Source organism: Streptomyces sp. NBC_01224 (assembly GCF_036002945.1).
Lineage (GTDB): Bacteria > Actinomycetota > Actinomycetes > Streptomycetales > Streptomycetaceae > Streptomyces.
This window is the reverse complement of the sequence record NZ_CP108529.1, coordinates 1,743,029-1,758,434: the sequence shown is the minus strand read 5'-3', so window position 1 is coordinate 1,758,434 and position 15,406 is coordinate 1,743,029. Positions and strand designations below refer to the sequence as shown.

Here is a 15,406-nt window from a genome sequence, read left to right as displayed (position 1 = left end):
GCCTGATCTGATGCGTAACAGAAAATCAGCAGGAGCAAGCAAAGTCAAGGTTCGAAACCTGAGAGGCAGCCGTTAGTGTCGAGGCATGGCAAACAAACCGAAGCGACCAGTGCGCCAAGCCGACATCGCCCGACTTGCTGGCGTATCCCAGGCGACCGTGTCCTCCGTGATCACCGGCAGTGGCGATCGTTACGGCATCGCCCAGGAGACTCGGGACAAGGTGATGGCTGCGGTTGAAGCACTCGGCTACGTGCCGAGTGCCGCGGCTCGTCAGCTGCGAGGAGCACGCAACCGGCTCATCGGCGTGCACACTTTTGAACCGATCTTTCCCATTAGCCAGATGAACTTCTACCACGAGTTCCTGGTCGGGATCGAGGAGCAGGCGGTGCTCGATGGCTACAACCTGTTGCTCTTCACTGCCACAGACAGCGCGACAGGAAGGCGCCCCCTCTTCGTCAAGGGCGCTTCCCAACTCTCTGTTGCCGATGGGACGATCTTGCTCGGTCTCGACAGGGAGCGAAGCGAACTCGAGCGCCTGGCGGAAAGCGGCTATCCCTTCGTTCACATCGGTCGGAGAACGATCGAGGGCGTCGACATCCCGTTCGTCAGCCCCGACTACGAGGCGGGTGTGTACAACGCCGTCGAGAAGCTCATCACGCTCGGGCACACCGAGATCGCCTACCTCGAGGACGACGTGAGATTCGAGGCGACCACGGCGAGGCGCGAGGGGTACCACCAGGCGATGGCGCGGCACCGACTGCGCGCCCGTGTGATTGAGACCGCGCAACATGACGCCGCTTCCTTCGACTTGCGTGGAGCGACCGCCGTGTTCGCCGAGGAGTCTCCGCAACTGCGTTGGGTCACCACGCTCGCTGACAGTCAACGTCTGGCGATTCCTCGCGACCTCTCGGTCGTCGCACTTTCGGAAGCAGCCGGCGACACAACAAGACAGTGGACAACGCTCGCGGCACCCAGACGGCAGCTCGGCGCGGAGGCTGTGCAGCTTCTCGTGAGCGTCCTCGACGGTGTCGACAGCCCGACACACCGCTTGCTACCGTGCCTCCCGCTCAAGGACGACACGTTCGACAAGCCTCGGGGTTGACGCACGGACGAGCTCCCGCGCGCCGCCCGTTGTTGGCGTACGGACTTTCCTGCCCAGTTGTGTCCGGACGAATGTCCCCAGCTGCCAGGCCGCTTCATTCTCTCGCTCGTTTGCCCTGAGGCGGTTCTTGAGCCGGCAGTTGGGGCTGTTGACGGAGATCGCTTCACGGCGGTGCAGGATCCGGTCGAGATCGCGGTGGCGACGACTTCGCCGCCGAAGACCTGGCCCCCACTCGCTGACGTCTTGTTCGACATCAGGATGATCGAGCCCTTTTCCTGACGTTTCGAGATCACCTGGAAGGCCAGGTTCGCCTCTGCCTCCTTCGAGGGGCTGGTAGCCAACCTCGTCGCCAACGAGGACGCTCGGCCGCAGGTGAGCGCCGAGCTTGTTGTTGGTCAGCCGCCCGGCGGCCTCGGCGGCCTTGAGGTTGCGGACCACGTCGTCGAGGCCGGTGAAGTAGCTCGGTACCCGGCCCGGCAGTCCGCGAGGGCGACGGCAATGTGCGTGTTCGGCGACCGGCGAGCAGGCGTCTTTGGCCGCGGTGCCGAGAGGTACTTGCGGACCGTCTTCCGGTCCAGCCCCGTCTCCCCGGCGATCTCCGACAGGCCGATCGTGCCGGACTCCAACAGGCCACGGAAGCGGCGCAGTTCCGACCAGCGATGCGGAGCCAAGACCGTCGCAAGCCCCTTCCTCCACCCGAAACGGCCGAGCAACGGAGTGCCGGGCAGGAGGTCTCACCGTGTCAACAACTGTCACCTTTCAGCCGTTCGCGGGTGGGGACGTTCACGGGTACGCCGACACCCGTCACGCGAAAACGCGAAGAGGGAGGCGATTCGCTCACACCGTGGTCTAGTCTGATACGCATCAGTAGAGAGACTGATGACGCCAGGAGGAGTCAAAAACAGTGACGTCGACACAAGCAGCCCATCACAACAACCGACGGGACACCCGTGAACCCCTGACCAATCCCGTTGGCAGGCGGCCACGTGTCGAAGGGGAAGAGCGTTGAGTGAGCGGGAGATCTCAGCGGACGTCGCCGTCATCGGCGGTGGCCTCGGGGGAGTTGCCGCGGCCCTGACTGCGACCGCCCTCGGACGAACAGTCGTGCTCACAGAGGCAACAGATTGGCTCGGCGGCCAGATGACGTCACAGGCAGTCCCGCCGGACGAGCATCCGTGGATCGAGACCCGCTCAAGCACCACCTACCGCACCCTTCGCAACCGAATCCGCGACTACTACAAGCGCGCCTACCCGTTGAGGGCGAACGCAGCCGCAGACCCGCTCTTGAACCCCGGTTTGGGCTTCGTCAGTGACCTCTGCCATGAGCCAAGAGTCGCCGTCGCCGCGATTGACGAGTTGCTGGCCCCCGCGCGAGCTGCAGGTCTTCTCACCGTGCTCCTCCACCACGCACCCGTCGCAGTCGAGGGTGACTGCGACCGCGTGCTCTCTGCGACCGTGGCGGATGCGAGCGGGAACAGGGTCGTCATTCGTGCCCCCTACTTCATCGACGCGACGGAGTTCGGCGATCTGCTCCCCCTTGCCGGGATCGAGCACGTGATCGGGGCCGAGAGCCGCGACGACACCGGTGAACCGAACGCTTCGGAGCACGCGGACTACCGCGACCAGCAGGCCCCATCGTGGTGTTTCGCACTCGAGTACCGGCCGGGTGAGGACCACACCGTCGATCGTCCGGAGCGTTTCGAGCACTGGAAACGCAACCGTGATTCATTCTGGCCCGGCCCGCAGCTCTCGTGGACAGATCTCGATCCTCAGACCCTCGAACCACGCGTCCGACGCATTTTCGACGGGGACCCTGACGACGATTCGCAGAAGGACCTCTGGCGCTACCGTCGAATTCTCGCCAAGAGACAGTTCGATACGTCGTTCACTGGCAACGACGTGACGCTCGTCAACTGGCCCCAGACCGACTACTGGGAAGCCCCGGTCATCACGAGTGACTCGGCCGTCGATACGACAGCCATGGAGCGGTCCAAAGAGTTGTCGTTGTCGTTCTTGTACTGGCTGCAAACCGAGGCGCCTCGGCACGACGGTGGGACCGGCTACCCCGAGCTGCGCCTCCGCCCCGACATCATGGGCACGGCCGACGGGCTGGCCAAGGCCATCTACGTGCGCGAATCACGGCGGATCGCCGCCGAATTCACGGTCTTGGAGCAGCACATCGGGCTCGACGCCACCGAAGGGCGGGGTTCCGCGATCTTCCGCGACACTGTGGGAATCGGGGGATACAGAATCGACCTGCATCCGACGGCCGCCGGCCGCAGCTATGTGGATGTCGCCTGCCACCCGTTCCAGATACCGATGGGCGCGTTGATCCCGGTGCGGGTGCGAAACGTGCTCGCGGCGAACAAGAACATCGGCACGACACACGTGACGAACGGCGCATACCGCCTCCACCCTGTCGAGTGGAGCATCGGCGAGGCCGCGGGCGCCCTGCTCGCCTACTGCATCACCAACGGCCGGACGCCGAGCGGGGTGAGATCAAGCGAGATTCATCTCGCGGACTTCCAGTCCCTGCTCACCACCCGGCTCGGCATTCCGCTCGCGTGGCCGGATGACATCAGAACGAGGAACACACGATGACGAAAGGCGTGCGCACGACGATTCCCCTCTCGGACTCCTGGACGGTGAGTAGGGAGCCTGCGACCCACTCGGGAGCCGGTATCGATGTCAGCGGCGTCCCCGCCACCGTTCCCGGTTCTGTACACACCGATTTGCTTGCGGCCGGGCTCATCGCCGACCCATACATCGGCGACAACGAGCGCCTGACCGACTGGATCGGACACAGCAACTGGATCTACCGCTGCGAGCTGCCCGCGGTGACCGCGGAGAACGGGCGCATCGAGCTGCACTTCCAGGGTCTCGACACCTTCGCTGAAGTGCGGCTGAACGGCACCCTGATCGGCGAGACGACATCAATGTTCACGAGCTTGCGCATCGATGTGACGAACAAGCTCACGGGAAACGCAGACCTGCTCGAGGTGCGCTTCCAGTCACCCTACGCGCGAGCGCTTGCGCGCTGCGACGAGATCGGGCCGCTGCCGAATCCCTACGACGAGCCGTACCCGTTCATCAGGAAGACTGCGAGCAACTTCGGCTGGGATTGGGGCCCGACACTCGTCACCGCGGGAATCTGGAAACCCGTTGCCATTGAGATCTGGAGCGCAGCGCGGATCGGAACGGTCGTTCCCACCGTCACAGTCGAGGGCGGCGTCGGCGCTGTTGCCGCTCAGGTGGAACTGCTTCGACAGCCGGGCGCCGACTCCGCCGGGCTCAGCCTCCTGCTCGAGCTCGGCGAGAGTGTTCTGTCGTTCCCGGTGAACGGCGTCGAGAACGCCGTCACCGTTCGGGCGGAGGTTGCGTCGCCTGAGCTGTGGTGGCCACGTGGATACGGCGAGGCCGCGCGCTATGACCTCACCATCACCCTCGTCGATCGGTCGGGCCGGCCGATCGACCGCTGGGAGAGGAAAATCGGCTTCCGCACCGTGGAGATCGAATCAGAACCGGACGCCGAGGGATCTCCATTCACGATCGTGGTGAACGGTGTGCGTGTCTTCGCGCGCGGTGTCAACTGGATTCCCGACGATTGCTTTCCCACCAGGGTAGGCCGACGGGAGTACCGCGAGCGCCTCGAGCAGGCGGCGGCGGCGAACGTCAATTTCGTGCGCGTGTGGGGCGGAGGAAATTACGAGGCGGAGGAATTCTACGATGTCGCCGATCAGTTGGGCCTCCTGATTGCTCAAGACTTCTTGTTCGCATGCGCTGCCTACCCCGAGACCCCCGAGCTCATCGGGGAGGTCGATTCGGAGGTGCGCGAGAACGTCGTGCGCCTCGCCTCGCATCCGAGCCTGGCGCTCTGGTTCGGCGGCAACGAGACGCTCTGGGGCTACCAGGACTGGGAGTGGAAGCCGGTGCTCGGCGATCGTGACTGGGGCGAGCGGTACTGGATGGAGCTCCTCCCGCAGTGGCTGGCCGAGCTCGACCCGACTCGGCCATACTGGCCGAACAGCCCGTACTCCGGCAGCCCCGACGTGCACCCGAACGACTCGGCGCACGGCACGTCACACGCCTGGGAAGTATGGAACTCCGAGGACTACCTCGCCTATCGCGATCTGCGACCACGGTTCGTGGCGGAGTTCGGCTATCAGGCACCCGCCGCGTATCGCACGCTCCTCGATTCGGTCGGAGAGGCTGAACTGAGCCGACACTCGGCAACACTGCAGCACCACCAGAAGGCCGCGGACGGCGAGCTCAAGCTGCAGAGGGGACTCGACGCCCACTTCGGCGATCTGGATGGGTTCGACGACTGGTTGTTCGCGACACAGCTCAACCAGGCGAGGGCCATCACCACAGGCGTCGAGCATTTCCGGTCGCTGGCACCGCTGTGTGCGGGGACAGTGTTGTGGCAGCTCAATGACTGCTGGCCGGCGCTGTCGTGGTCTGTCGTCGACAGCGCATCCCGACTCAAGCCGTCGTGGTACGCGCTTCGGAATGCCTACGCTGACCGGCTTCTTACCGTGCAGCCGCTCGGTGCGGCGCTTCAGCTGGTGGCGATCAACGAGCGCGACGAGCCATGGGATGTGACTGCAAGCGTGTGTCGGATGAGCTTCGACGGAGCCGAATCGGCCACGCAGCACGTCGAATGCACGGTCGAGGGCAGATCAGTCGCCCGTCTCGCACTCGAGCCGACCGTCAGCGAGGCAGTAAACCCCGCCCGCGAACTCATTGTCGCCGACGCCGACGGATACCGGGCCACCTGGTACTTCGACGCCGACAAGAACCTCGAGTACCCGGAGCCCGTCTACTCGGCGGCCGTCATCGCCGAACCGAACGGCTACCGCATCGACATCGAAGCGAAGAGCCTACTGCGGGACGTTTCGCTCTTCGCAGATCGAATCGACCCCGCGGCTGTCGCTGGCGACATGCTCCTCACTCTGCTTCCGGGCGAGCGGGCGTCGATTTCAGTCACCACGGAGTTCTCAGGCAACCCCGATCGGTTTACCCGTTCGCCGCAATTGCGTTGCGCAAACGACCTCAGAAGCAAGTAGGGGCAAGCATGACTTCAATCAGCCGCGAAGCCGTTCTCGGATGTTGGCTCGGGAAAGCGATCGGAGGAACACTCGGTCAGCCGTTCGAGGGCCTCGACGGTCCGCTGGCCGCAACGTTCTACGAGCCCGTACCGACCGAGATGGTGCCGAACGATGATCTCGATCTTCAGGTCGTCTGGGCGTGCGTTCTCGCCGAGCAGGCAGAGCCGTCGGTCACCTCAAGTGCACTCGCTGCGGCGTGGACGACGCATGTGGAGTTCCCCTTCAACGAGTACGGGGTCGCCAAGCGCAACCTTCGCGAGGGAATCCTCCCCCCGTTCAGTGGTTCGTTCGACAATTGGTTCACAAAGGGCGAGGGCGCGGCCATCCGCAGTGAGATCTGGGCCTGTCTGGCACCGTCCGACCCGGCAACAGCCGCCGAGTACGCCTACCGCGACGCCTGCGTCGATCACGCCGGCGACGGCATCGTCGCTCCCATGTTCTTGGCGGCGCTGCAGAGCAGGGCCTTCTCGAGCGGCACTGTCGATGATCTGCTCGACGCGGGTCTCAGCGTCATTCCCCGCGATTCCGGAATAGGCCAGGTCGTCATCGCCACGCGCACATGGTTCGAGGAGTTCCCGGACTGGCGAGACGTTCGGTCACGGATCCTGAGCCGATTCGAGTCGCAGGACTTCACCGATGTGCTCATGAACACAGGCTTCGTCGTGCTAGGCCTATTGGCGGGGCGCGGTGATTTCGCGAAGTCGATCCTCATCACATCGAACTGCGGAAAAGACACGGACAGCTCGGCCGCGTCGGTTGGTGCAACGCTCGGAATTCTCGCGCCGGAGTCGATCCCGAGAGAATGGCTCGCACCCATCGGCTCAGATCTCGTGCTCAGCCCGGGAATCGTGAACCTCAACGCTCCGGCGACGATCGAGGAGTTCACCGATCTCGTTCTCGGGTTGCGCGAGCGCGTCACCTTCGTGCCTCGCGAAGCCGAACACGACTGGGACCCGCGCTCGAAAGCGGTGCGGGTCACTCGGAGCTGGTCGACGCGCGCGGGCGAACTCGGCGCACTGAACGACTGGTTCATGCCCGCCTCTCACGCGCCGGCGCCCGAGTTGGCAGGCGAGAGCACCAGCGTCGAGCTGGAAGGCACGTGGTCGCAGTTGGCTGCTGAGGGCTTCGAGAATGACCTGATGCTCCTTCGCTATCCGCTTGACGCCCAAGGCGTTCAGAACGTGCGCGTCATGGTCGCGAGCAACCTTCTGGTCCGCGTCTGGCTGGACGGCAACTGGCTGTTCGGTCGTGACGGCGGTGCGATGTTCCCGACCCCGCACATGCCGCGAATGAACACCTTCGCCGACGTCGAACTCAGTGAAGGACCTCATGAGCTGACAGTGGTGCTTCACCGCCCGGAAGCCGGCCACGTGGGTGAGTGGGTCGTGGCGATCGCAGATTCCCGGACGAAGGAGTGGATCCCGGACGCATTGCGCGTTCCTTCGCAAAAGAGTGCAGCCTGAATGCACGCAAGATGGCCACGGCGCAAAGTGCCGTGGCCATCATTGTGAGAGCTCAAGCCTGCAGAGCCCACGCTCCGTATCGATCCCCGGGGGTTTGGATGCGAGTCCACCATTTGGCGGTACGGCTTTGCCCGTTGCAGGAGACGGCACCGCCAGCCACGAACACTCGCGAGGCGGCCCAATCGCGGTGCCGTGGCCTTCTCCTGAGCGCCCTGTCGGATTCGAACCGACGACCTATGCATTACAAGCCGCGCAATGCTTGTGTCCGGGATCCACAGGCAGGACCGCACCTGCTCCAGTGGCCTGAGCAACCGCGCCGGCGCTGCCGGTTCGCCCGCGGTGACACCGCGACGTATTCGCCACGCGGCGATACGGCGTCCGATCGGGGCGGGACCGTTGCCGTCCATCTCCAGCGTCACCAGGGTGCTTGCATGGCCACGGCCGGGCTACGTGCTCGTCCTCGGGCGGCAGAGTGCCGGTCGCGGGTCGGACCCCTCCACGGGACCACATGGGCTTCGCGGCGACACAGTAGCCACACGGAACCGGCCGGAGCGAATATGCCAGGTCGATGCGTAAACGAATGAGGGAGGCTGCCGAAGGGGCTCACCGCGCCGGCTGCCGGGAACCCAAGCCCGAGGCCGTGATCGATCTCGCCGACAGCAATGCTACCGGGGCCGTCAGGAGTGAAGTTCCCCCTCTGAAGTGGACAGCCTGATACTGGGACGGATCAGTCCCGGAGGAAGCAGTCCAGGTTGAGTGGCAAGAGCAACATGAGCAAGCGGTACACGTCGGAGTTCAAGCGGGACGCGGTGGCACTGGTCCGGTCGTCAGGGCGGAACGTCACCGAGGTCGCCCGGGAACTCGGTGTGAGTGCGGAGGGGCTTCGCGGCTGGGTGAAGCAGGCGAAGGTCGACTGCGGCGAGGGGGCGCCCGGCGCGCTGACCACGGCGGAGAAGGATGAGCTCCAGCGGCTGCGCAGGGAGAACCGGGAACAGCAGCAGACGATCGAGATCTTGAAAAAAGCAGCGGCCTTCTTCGCGAAGGAGACGATGAAGTAGGCACGCTGTGCCGTTTCATCGACGCGGAGAAGGCCGCCGAGGCCAACCCTGGCGGCTACAGCGTGGCTTTGCTGTGCCGTGTCACGGGGATCAACCGCTCCACCTTCTACTCCTGGCTGGCGGCCCGGCCGACAGCGGCCGAACGACAGTGCGCCGAGGACGAGTTGAGCGAGGAGATCCGTGAGATCCACGCCTCCTCGCGGGGTGCCTACGGCGCCCCGCGCGTGCACGCCGCGCTGCGGCGCAAGGGACATGCGATCAACCGGAAGAAGGTCGAGCGGATCATGCGCGAGCGCGACATCCGCGGCATCACCCGCCGCAGACGCCGCCACCTGACGCAACAGGACACCAAGGCCGCACCGGCTCCGGACCTGGTCGGCCGCGACTTCACCGCTAACCGGCCCGGCATGAAGCTCGTCGGTGACATCACCTATCTGCCGACGATCGACGGCTGGTGGTATCTCGCGACCGTCATCGACCTGGCGACGCGCGAGGTGATCGGTTACGCGATGGCCGAACACCATCGTGCCGAGCTGGTCACCGACGCGCTGCGGATGGCCGCCGGCCGCGGTGACCTTCAGGGTGGCTGCATCATGCACACCGATCGCGGAAGCGAGTACACGAGTGGCGAATTCCGCCGCGAACTACAGGAGTTGAACCTGAGGCAGAGCATGGGAAGAACCGGCATATGCTACGATAACGCCGCAGCCGAGAGCTTCTTCGGACTGCTGAAAGCGGAGATCGGCACCGCCGTCTGGGAGAGCCGCGAGGCGGCCCGCGCTGACATCTTCCGCTTCATCGAGGTCGAGTACAACCGCACCAGGCTCCGCAAGCACCCCGAGTTCGGGTACCTCACCCCACTCGAAACCCGAGCCAGGCTGCAGCACGACTTCACCCCCGCAGCGTAAGCAACCGCTGTCCAAGACCAGGGGGGAACTTCAGGAGTGACGGAATCCTCGGTCAAGGTCGCGGGCGTGAGCGGCGCCGGCCATGAGAGCGGCGTTCGTCGCAGGTTGTGGCGTCGGCCACGCGTGCGTGTGACAAGACCGCCGTCTCGCACGAGACGGCGGTCTGTCCGGTCGTACGCGTGCTCCGGTCCGTCAGGGTGTCACGGCTTGCGGGCGAGGCCGCCGTGCTCGCCGATGGGTTCCGGGGTGGGGGAAGTCGGGTCCGGGCGCCAGAAGGGGACCGACACGACCCCGGGGTCCAAAAGTTCCAGACCGTCGAAGAACGCCGCGATTTCGTCGACGGGGCGCAGGAAGTACGGTACGGCGCCGGTTTCGTTGTACGCGTCCTGGGCCTGTTCGTAGTCGGCGTCGGTGCCCCGTGAACCGTCGTTGATGGAGAGGTAGCTGCCGGACGGCAATCCGTCCATCAGACGGGTGACGGTGCCGCGCGCGTGGTCGTAGTCGGCGACGTGGCCCAGGATGTTGCTGAGAATCAGGGCGGTCGGGCGGGTGAGGTCCAGCGTCTCGGCGGCAGCCGCCAGGATTCGATCAGGGTCGGACAGGTTGGCGTCGACGTAGGCGGTTGCCCCCTCGGGGGTGGAGGTGAGCAGGGCACGGGCGTGCGCGAGGACCAACGGGTCGTGGTCGACGTAGACGATCCTGGTCTCGGGGGCGAGCCGCTGGGCGACCTCATGGGTGTTGTTCACGGTCGGCAGGCCGGTCCCGACGTCCAGGAACTGCCGGATGCCCCTCTCGGTGACCAGGTACGTGAGGGTGCGGCGCAGGAAGGCGCGGCTGCTGCGGGCGATGGTGACGATGCCGGGGAAGACGGCGCTGTATGCGTCGCCGGCTTCCTCGTCAACGGGGTAGTTGTCTTTCCCGCCCAGCCAGTAGTTCCAGATCCGGGCCGAGTGCGGCACCGACGTATCGATCTTCTGATGCGCCGCCGGTCCGGGCGACGTGGCGTGGTCGTTCATGGGTACCGTCCGTCTTTCAACCGAGGCGTGAACTGTCAACGCACAACCTACGTCGCAACAACCTGGATACGTACACCAGTTCACGTCTCCGGTGGGTTCGATCAGCGCTGATTCCCCGAACAGGTATCCACCCGGCCGGTATGAGAGCCCACACTGGCAGCCTCGCAGCCGGCCCGATCCATCCCTCTATTCGGAGGGAATCCCCGACTTCAGGCGGGGAGGGAATCCGATCTCGGGACTGCTCTGACTCTCAGGCTGAAGCGGACGTTTTTGCTGCTCGATGTACTGCTTGACGATATCCAACGGTGCGCCACCGCAGGACCCGGCGAAGTAGGAGCCCGACCAGAAACGGCCGTGCATGATGAAGCGGTTGACACGGCCGGTGAACTCCTGCCGCAGGTAGCGGGAGGACACGCCCTTGAGCGAGTTCACCAGGGCCGACAGGGCGACCTTCGGCGGGTAGTGCACCAGGAGGTGCACGTGATCCTCTTCGCCGTTGAACTCGATCAGCTCCGCGCCGAAGTCCGTGCAGACGTCCCTCATGATCTCCTCGCAGCGCGTCAGCATGGCGTCGTTGAAGACTTCGCACCGATACTTTGTCACGAACACCAAGTGTGCGTGGAGGTTGTAGACGACGTGGCGGCCCCGACGGACCTCGGGATTTGGTTCCCAGCGTGGTGACATAAACCAAGCGTAGTATGCTCGAGCGAGCTCGACCGGAAGGGGGTGGGCCGGTGATCCGTACGTACAAATTCCTCATGCGGCCCACCGTGGGTCAGGCAGCCGCGCTCGGTGAGATGCTGCGCGACCACTGTTCGCTCTACAACGGGGCGCTCCAAGAGCGTCGGGACGCTTACCGGCACGACCGGAAGATTCTTGCTGAGCTGCAGCGCGATGGTCGCCTCACGATCACCGAGCTGGCCGCGCGGGTGCAGCTCAGCGTCTCGCCCTGTCACCGCCGCCTGCGCGACCTCGAAGCCCAGGGCGCGATCCGCGGCTACCGGGCGGTGGTGGACCCCGCCGCCCTTGGCCTGAACTTCGAGACCCTCGTCTTCGCCACCCTGCGCTGGGAAGCACCCGACACCGTCACCGCCTTCGAAGAAGCGGTGACCGCCATCCCCCACGTCCTCCAGGCCCAGCGCCTGTTCGGAGAACCCGACTACCTGCTGCGCGTGGCCACCACCGACCTGGCCGCCTTCCAGCAGCTCTACGACCAGCAGCTCGCACGCCTTCCCGGCGTCCAGCGCCTGACCTCCACCCTCGTCATGAAGCACGTCGTCGAAGACCGCCCCCTCCCCGGATGACCCCGCCGCCGGTCTTGGGGACGCTTGGATGACACCACCCGGTCTCGGGGCTCCCAGACCCGGGCGAAGACCGGCGGGACTGTGCGACATCTCGCGAGTTCCCCTGAGCCCCGCTGCGTCCCTATGCCGTGGCCAGGGGAACTCGCGGGATGTCGCACAATCGAGGCGCTGGACGGCAAGGGATGCGTATGGGGCCGGGAGAGCGAGGAAGCCGCAGTTCAGGGCTGGGCTTGCTGTATTCGGATGAGACGGTGCGATGGGCCTGTCCAGGTACGGGAGCACGTGCCCCTACCGGCGGAGTCCCGGAGGAACAACCCATCCGGCCCTTAGTGCTTTTGCTGCGCGATGGGTACGGGTGAAGCATGACCGGCACCTTCACCACCCGCACCATCAACATTGCAACCGGCGCCACTGAGACCATGCACGACCTGACCAACGCATGCTCCGCGTTCCTCCGGGAGGTCGCTTATGGGCGAAACGGACTGCTGAACGTTTTCACCCCCCACGCGACATCCGGCCTGGCGATCATCGAGACCGGCGCGGGCAGTGACGATGACCTGTTGGCAGCCCTCCGCGAAATTCTTCCCGCGGACGACCGTTGGCGAGCCCGCCACGGTCGTCCAGGCCACGGCAGTGACCACGTGCTCCCGGCACTGGTACCACCACACGCCACGCTGCCCGTAGTCAATGGTGAGCTGGAGCTGGGGGCCTCGCAGTCGGTTGTACTGGTGAACTCCAACCGGGAGAGCCCCGAACGCCAAGTCCGGCTGTCCTTCATCGGCTGACCACACCGCCCACGCGGTCCTGCGGCTGACAGTCCTCTGTTGGCAGCCGATGTCGAAATAGTCGGCGACGGCCTTTGAGCCGTCGCCCCATCCGCCTTCGCGACACGTTGCGATCGTGTCGGCGCCCTTCTCGCGTGGCGAATCCTCAGCGTAGGGGGTGACCGGTCCAGCGGGCGGGCAGGTCGGGGAGCCAACAGATCGTTCGGCCTTGCAGTGAGGCCAGCGCGGGCGACGGCGCGGGTGACGATTTCCGCGATGCCCTCGCCGGCCATGCGGCCGGACGGGTCGCCGCTTTCCTCGCCGTTGCGGAACTTCCGGTGGCTGATGCTGCCGTGGCGGTCGATGCGGATGAAGATCGGGCCGGTGGCTGGCAGCCGCGGTCGATGAGGCACTGCCGCCATGCGCGAAGGGCCCGCACGGGGCAGATGCCGGGGAACGTGCCGTACGGTACGCCGTGCGCGTCGTCCTTGTTGACCTTCGGCCGCCAGAGCTGGAATTCGAGGCCCTGCTCGACCTCGATGACGTCGGTCCAGCCGAGGAGCCGTGCCTCGGAGCTGCAAGCGGCGAGGGCGAATCCGGTCAGCAATGCGGCCGTGTCGCGGAGGCCGATCAGATAGGGGGCTGCGGCGCGGTCATCTCGCGGAGCAGCAGCACCCCTGTCCCGCCCGGGGCGTGCAAATGCTGCGCTGCACCACGAACCACCATCCCAGCCACCACCACGACGATCAGCAGCAACACTATGCAGCAGCCGCAGGCCCTGGCCGACGGCTGCTCTCACAGGGCAGCGCGCCTACCTGGGGAAATGGGCTGTGAGACTCACAGATTTCAAAGCGCGCGGGGGCGGCCGGCGCACACCCACGATTCCTGTCTGTCTCACTGGACGCTGCCGCGCATCTGACCTGCCGCACTGGCGCGCGAAGCGATCTCAGCCGCGAGGGTCAGGGGCACGGGAGCATGCTTCTCAGGAGTGGGGTGTCATTCCTTGCGGGTCGTTCTGCGGGGCGTACGTCTTCATTGTCTTGTCTGTCATGAGTGCTGAGATCCGGAGCCATTCCTGGTGTTCCACTTCGGCGGTGCGGAGCCATTCCTCGGCTCGGTAGCTGTCCAGTGCCTGCCCGGCGATGTCGCGCTGGTATTCCTGTGCGTCCTCAGCAGCGCGAGCAACGTCCTGGGCCGTCATCCCGGTGGCCTGTGCCTGTACCCGGGCGCGGTAGAACCGGGCGGTGCTGGGGGCGAGGGGGACGGGTTCTTCGAGGGGATGCAGCCAGACGGCGGGCAGGACGGTGTAGGTGGTGGCGGCGGGGAGGGTGACCTCGTTGCCGTCGGTGTCGGTGACGAAGCCGTCGATCTCGTACTCGGGGCCGGCGGGGAGGTCCAGAAGTTCGATCTGGTCGGCGGTGAGGCGCAGGGTGACCCGGTTGGTGGTGGTGGCCTCGTAGCCGTCGACGGTGGCGCCCTCGGGGTCGGTACCGGTGACGGTGAGGTCGAAGCGGTCGCCGCGGCGCAGGTTCAGTCGCATGTCGGCGGCGAAGTCGGCATGGGTGCGGGGGATACGGTGGCGGAGGGCCGGCGGCAGTCGCTGGGGGACCTTGACCTGGTAGGTCTCGCCGATCCGGATGTCCTGGACGCGCATGACGGCCTCCTGCCCCCTCTCCAGCCTCCCTCGCGCCGTCCCCAACCGCCAAGGCCGGGGGACGGGGAAGCACCGCGCGGCGGCCTGGTACGGCCTCGGTACTGGCGGGCTCGCGTATTCAACTGTCGCGGGTACTGCTGCCCAAGCGTCAAGTGCAGTCACTGTCTGTGTTCTGTCCTGTGCAGCGGCTCGCGTTCTGGCCGTTGATGGCTAACTGTTGCTGGCAAGCAGGTTCTTGACGCCTTGCACTAGCCGCAGCAGTGGAGTTCGTCGGCGACGGCGAACATGCCGACCGCGACAAGGCCACCGTCGGGCGGGAACCGCGCTCGTCGTCGCCGGCCTGTTCGACTGAGCTAACCGGGATCGGGTTCGTCGTGGATGGTCAATGCTCCGGCGAGGTCGAGGTCGGTGACAGTGCCGTGTGCCCCGGCCCGGACGAGCAGCACTGCGCCGAGCGCGGTGCTCCAGAACGTCCTGACCTCCACGTTGAGCGGTCGACGGGCCCTCCAGCCGCGACCGTCGATGAGCTGGCTCACGAAGCGCTCGGATTGCCGGAATAGCAACTGGAGGTGCCGGTCGACCACGGGGGCGAGTTCGGGCTTGGAGATCCCGGCGGCGAGTGCTCGCGCGACTGACGGGAGCGAGGGCATGGCCAGTACGGCGCGGGCGATGTTGCGCCTAAATGTCGCCGCATCGGGGGCTTGGCGACCGATGCGCTCAATCCGTCGGGCGTCGTGCAGCAAGCCGAGAAAGGCGGCGTGCACGAGCAGCGAGTCCTTGGAGCCGAAGTAGTAGGTGACCTGATTGGGGAAGACGCCTGCCGCGTTCGCGATCTCCGCGACGCTCACCTCAGCGCCGGGCCGCTCCTTGCAGAGCCGTGCAGTTGCCTCAATCAGCCGGAGCCTCGTCGCGCGACCGCGGTCACGCGACCGAGCCGACGTTGACCGAGCTTCGGTTCGCTTCTTCTCCACACCCAAATTGTATGTGATACAACAAGACTCTGTTCGCTTGTATCGCATACAAGAAAGG

11 protein-coding genes and 2 pseudogenes are annotated in these 15,406 nt (G+C 65.6%); 8 read left to right on the top strand and 5 right to left on the bottom strand.

Annotation, left to right across the window (positions count from 1 at the left end; all coding sequences use genetic code 11):
* The first annotated feature begins 85 nt into the window (after positions 1 to 85).
* A complete protein-coding gene (locus tag OG609_RS07275) occupies positions 86 to 1,102 on the top strand; it encodes a LacI family DNA-binding transcriptional regulator (protein ID WP_327272028.1) in 1,017 nt (338 codons plus the stop codon).
* A gap of 87 nt (positions 1,103 to 1,189) precedes the next feature.
* Here OG609_RS07275 and OG609_RS07270 read toward each other — a convergent pair.
* Positions 1,190 to 1,608: pseudogene (locus OG609_RS07270) on the bottom strand (ATP-binding protein); the annotation flags it as partial.
* A gap of 499 nt (positions 1,609 to 2,107) precedes the next feature.
* On the opposite strand from OG609_RS07270, the gene OG609_RS07260 reads away from it, so the two are divergent.
* From OG609_RS07260 to OG609_RS07240, 5 genes are all read left to right on the top strand, one after another.
* Complete coding sequence (locus tag OG609_RS07260) at positions 2,108 to 3,703, top strand: FAD-dependent oxidoreductase (protein WP_327272027.1); 1,596 nt, start codon at positions 2,108 to 2,110, stop codon at positions 3,701 to 3,703.
* Positions 3,700 to 6,168 carry a glycoside hydrolase family 2 protein gene (locus OG609_RS07255; RefSeq protein WP_327272026.1) on the top strand — a complete coding sequence of 823 codons (2,469 nt, stop codon included), beginning with the start codon at positions 3,700 to 3,702 and terminating at the stop codon, positions 6,166 to 6,168. Before OG609_RS07260 ends, OG609_RS07255 begins: the two co-directional genes overlap by 4 nt.
* A gap of 8 nt (positions 6,169 to 6,176) precedes the next feature.
* Complete coding sequence (locus tag OG609_RS07250; RefSeq protein WP_327272025.1) at positions 6,177 to 7,673, top strand: ADP-ribosylglycohydrolase family protein; 1,497 nt, start codon at positions 6,177 to 6,179, stop codon at positions 7,671 to 7,673.
* Between the two features lie 770 nt (positions 7,674 to 8,443).
* Positions 8,444 to 8,731: a transposase gene (locus tag OG609_RS07245; protein WP_327270990.1), complete on the top strand. Its 288-nt coding sequence runs from the start codon at positions 8,444 to 8,446 to the stop codon at positions 8,729 to 8,731.
* 5 nt (positions 8,732 to 8,736) lie between these two features.
* Positions 8,737 to 9,639, top strand: coding sequence for an IS3 family transposase (locus tag OG609_RS07240; RefSeq protein ID WP_327277901.1), 903 nt, complete (start codon positions 8,737 to 8,739; stop codon positions 9,637 to 9,639).
* Between the two features lie 200 nt (positions 9,640 to 9,839).
* Here the strand turns inward: OG609_RS07240 and OG609_RS07235 are convergent, their stop codons facing one another.
* Both OG609_RS07235 and tnpA read right to left on the bottom strand, forming a co-directional pair.
* The gene (locus OG609_RS07235; RefSeq protein WP_327272024.1) at positions 9,840 to 10,655 is read right to left on the bottom strand and encodes an SAM-dependent methyltransferase; all 816 of its coding nucleotides are present in this window, start codon (positions 10,653 to 10,655) and stop codon (positions 9,840 to 9,842) included.
* Positions 10,656 to 10,916: 261 nt separating this feature from the next.
* Positions 10,917 to 11,339, bottom strand: a pseudogene (tnpA, locus tag OG609_RS07230) (IS200/IS605 family transposase); the annotation flags it as partial.
* Between the two features lie 74 nt (positions 11,340 to 11,413).
* Here tnpA and OG609_RS07225 point away from each other — a divergent pair.
* Both OG609_RS07225 and OG609_RS07220 read left to right on the top strand, forming a co-directional pair.
* Positions 11,414 to 11,959, top strand: a complete 546-nt coding sequence (locus OG609_RS07225; RefSeq protein WP_327272022.1) for an Lrp/AsnC family transcriptional regulator — start codon at positions 11,414 to 11,416, stop codon at positions 11,957 to 11,959.
* A gap of 362 nt (positions 11,960 to 12,321) precedes the next feature.
* Positions 12,322 to 12,744 (top strand): YjbQ family protein, encoded by a 423-nt coding sequence (locus tag OG609_RS07220; RefSeq protein ID WP_327272021.1) that lies wholly within the window; start codon positions 12,322 to 12,324, stop codon positions 12,742 to 12,744.
* A 961-nt stretch (positions 12,745 to 13,705) separates the two neighbouring features.
* Here OG609_RS07220 and OG609_RS07215 read toward each other — a convergent pair.
* Positions 13,706 to 14,377 (bottom strand): hypothetical protein, encoded by a 672-nt coding sequence (locus OG609_RS07215; RefSeq protein WP_327272020.1) that lies wholly within the window; start codon positions 14,375 to 14,377, stop codon positions 13,706 to 13,708.
* Positions 14,378 to 14,730: 353 nt separating this feature from the next.
* Positions 14,731 to 15,396, bottom strand: coding sequence for a TetR/AcrR family transcriptional regulator C-terminal domain-containing protein (locus OG609_RS07210; protein WP_327277965.1), 666 nt, complete (start codon positions 15,394 to 15,396; stop codon positions 14,731 to 14,733).
* Between the last annotated feature and the right edge of the window lie 10 nt (positions 15,397 to 15,406).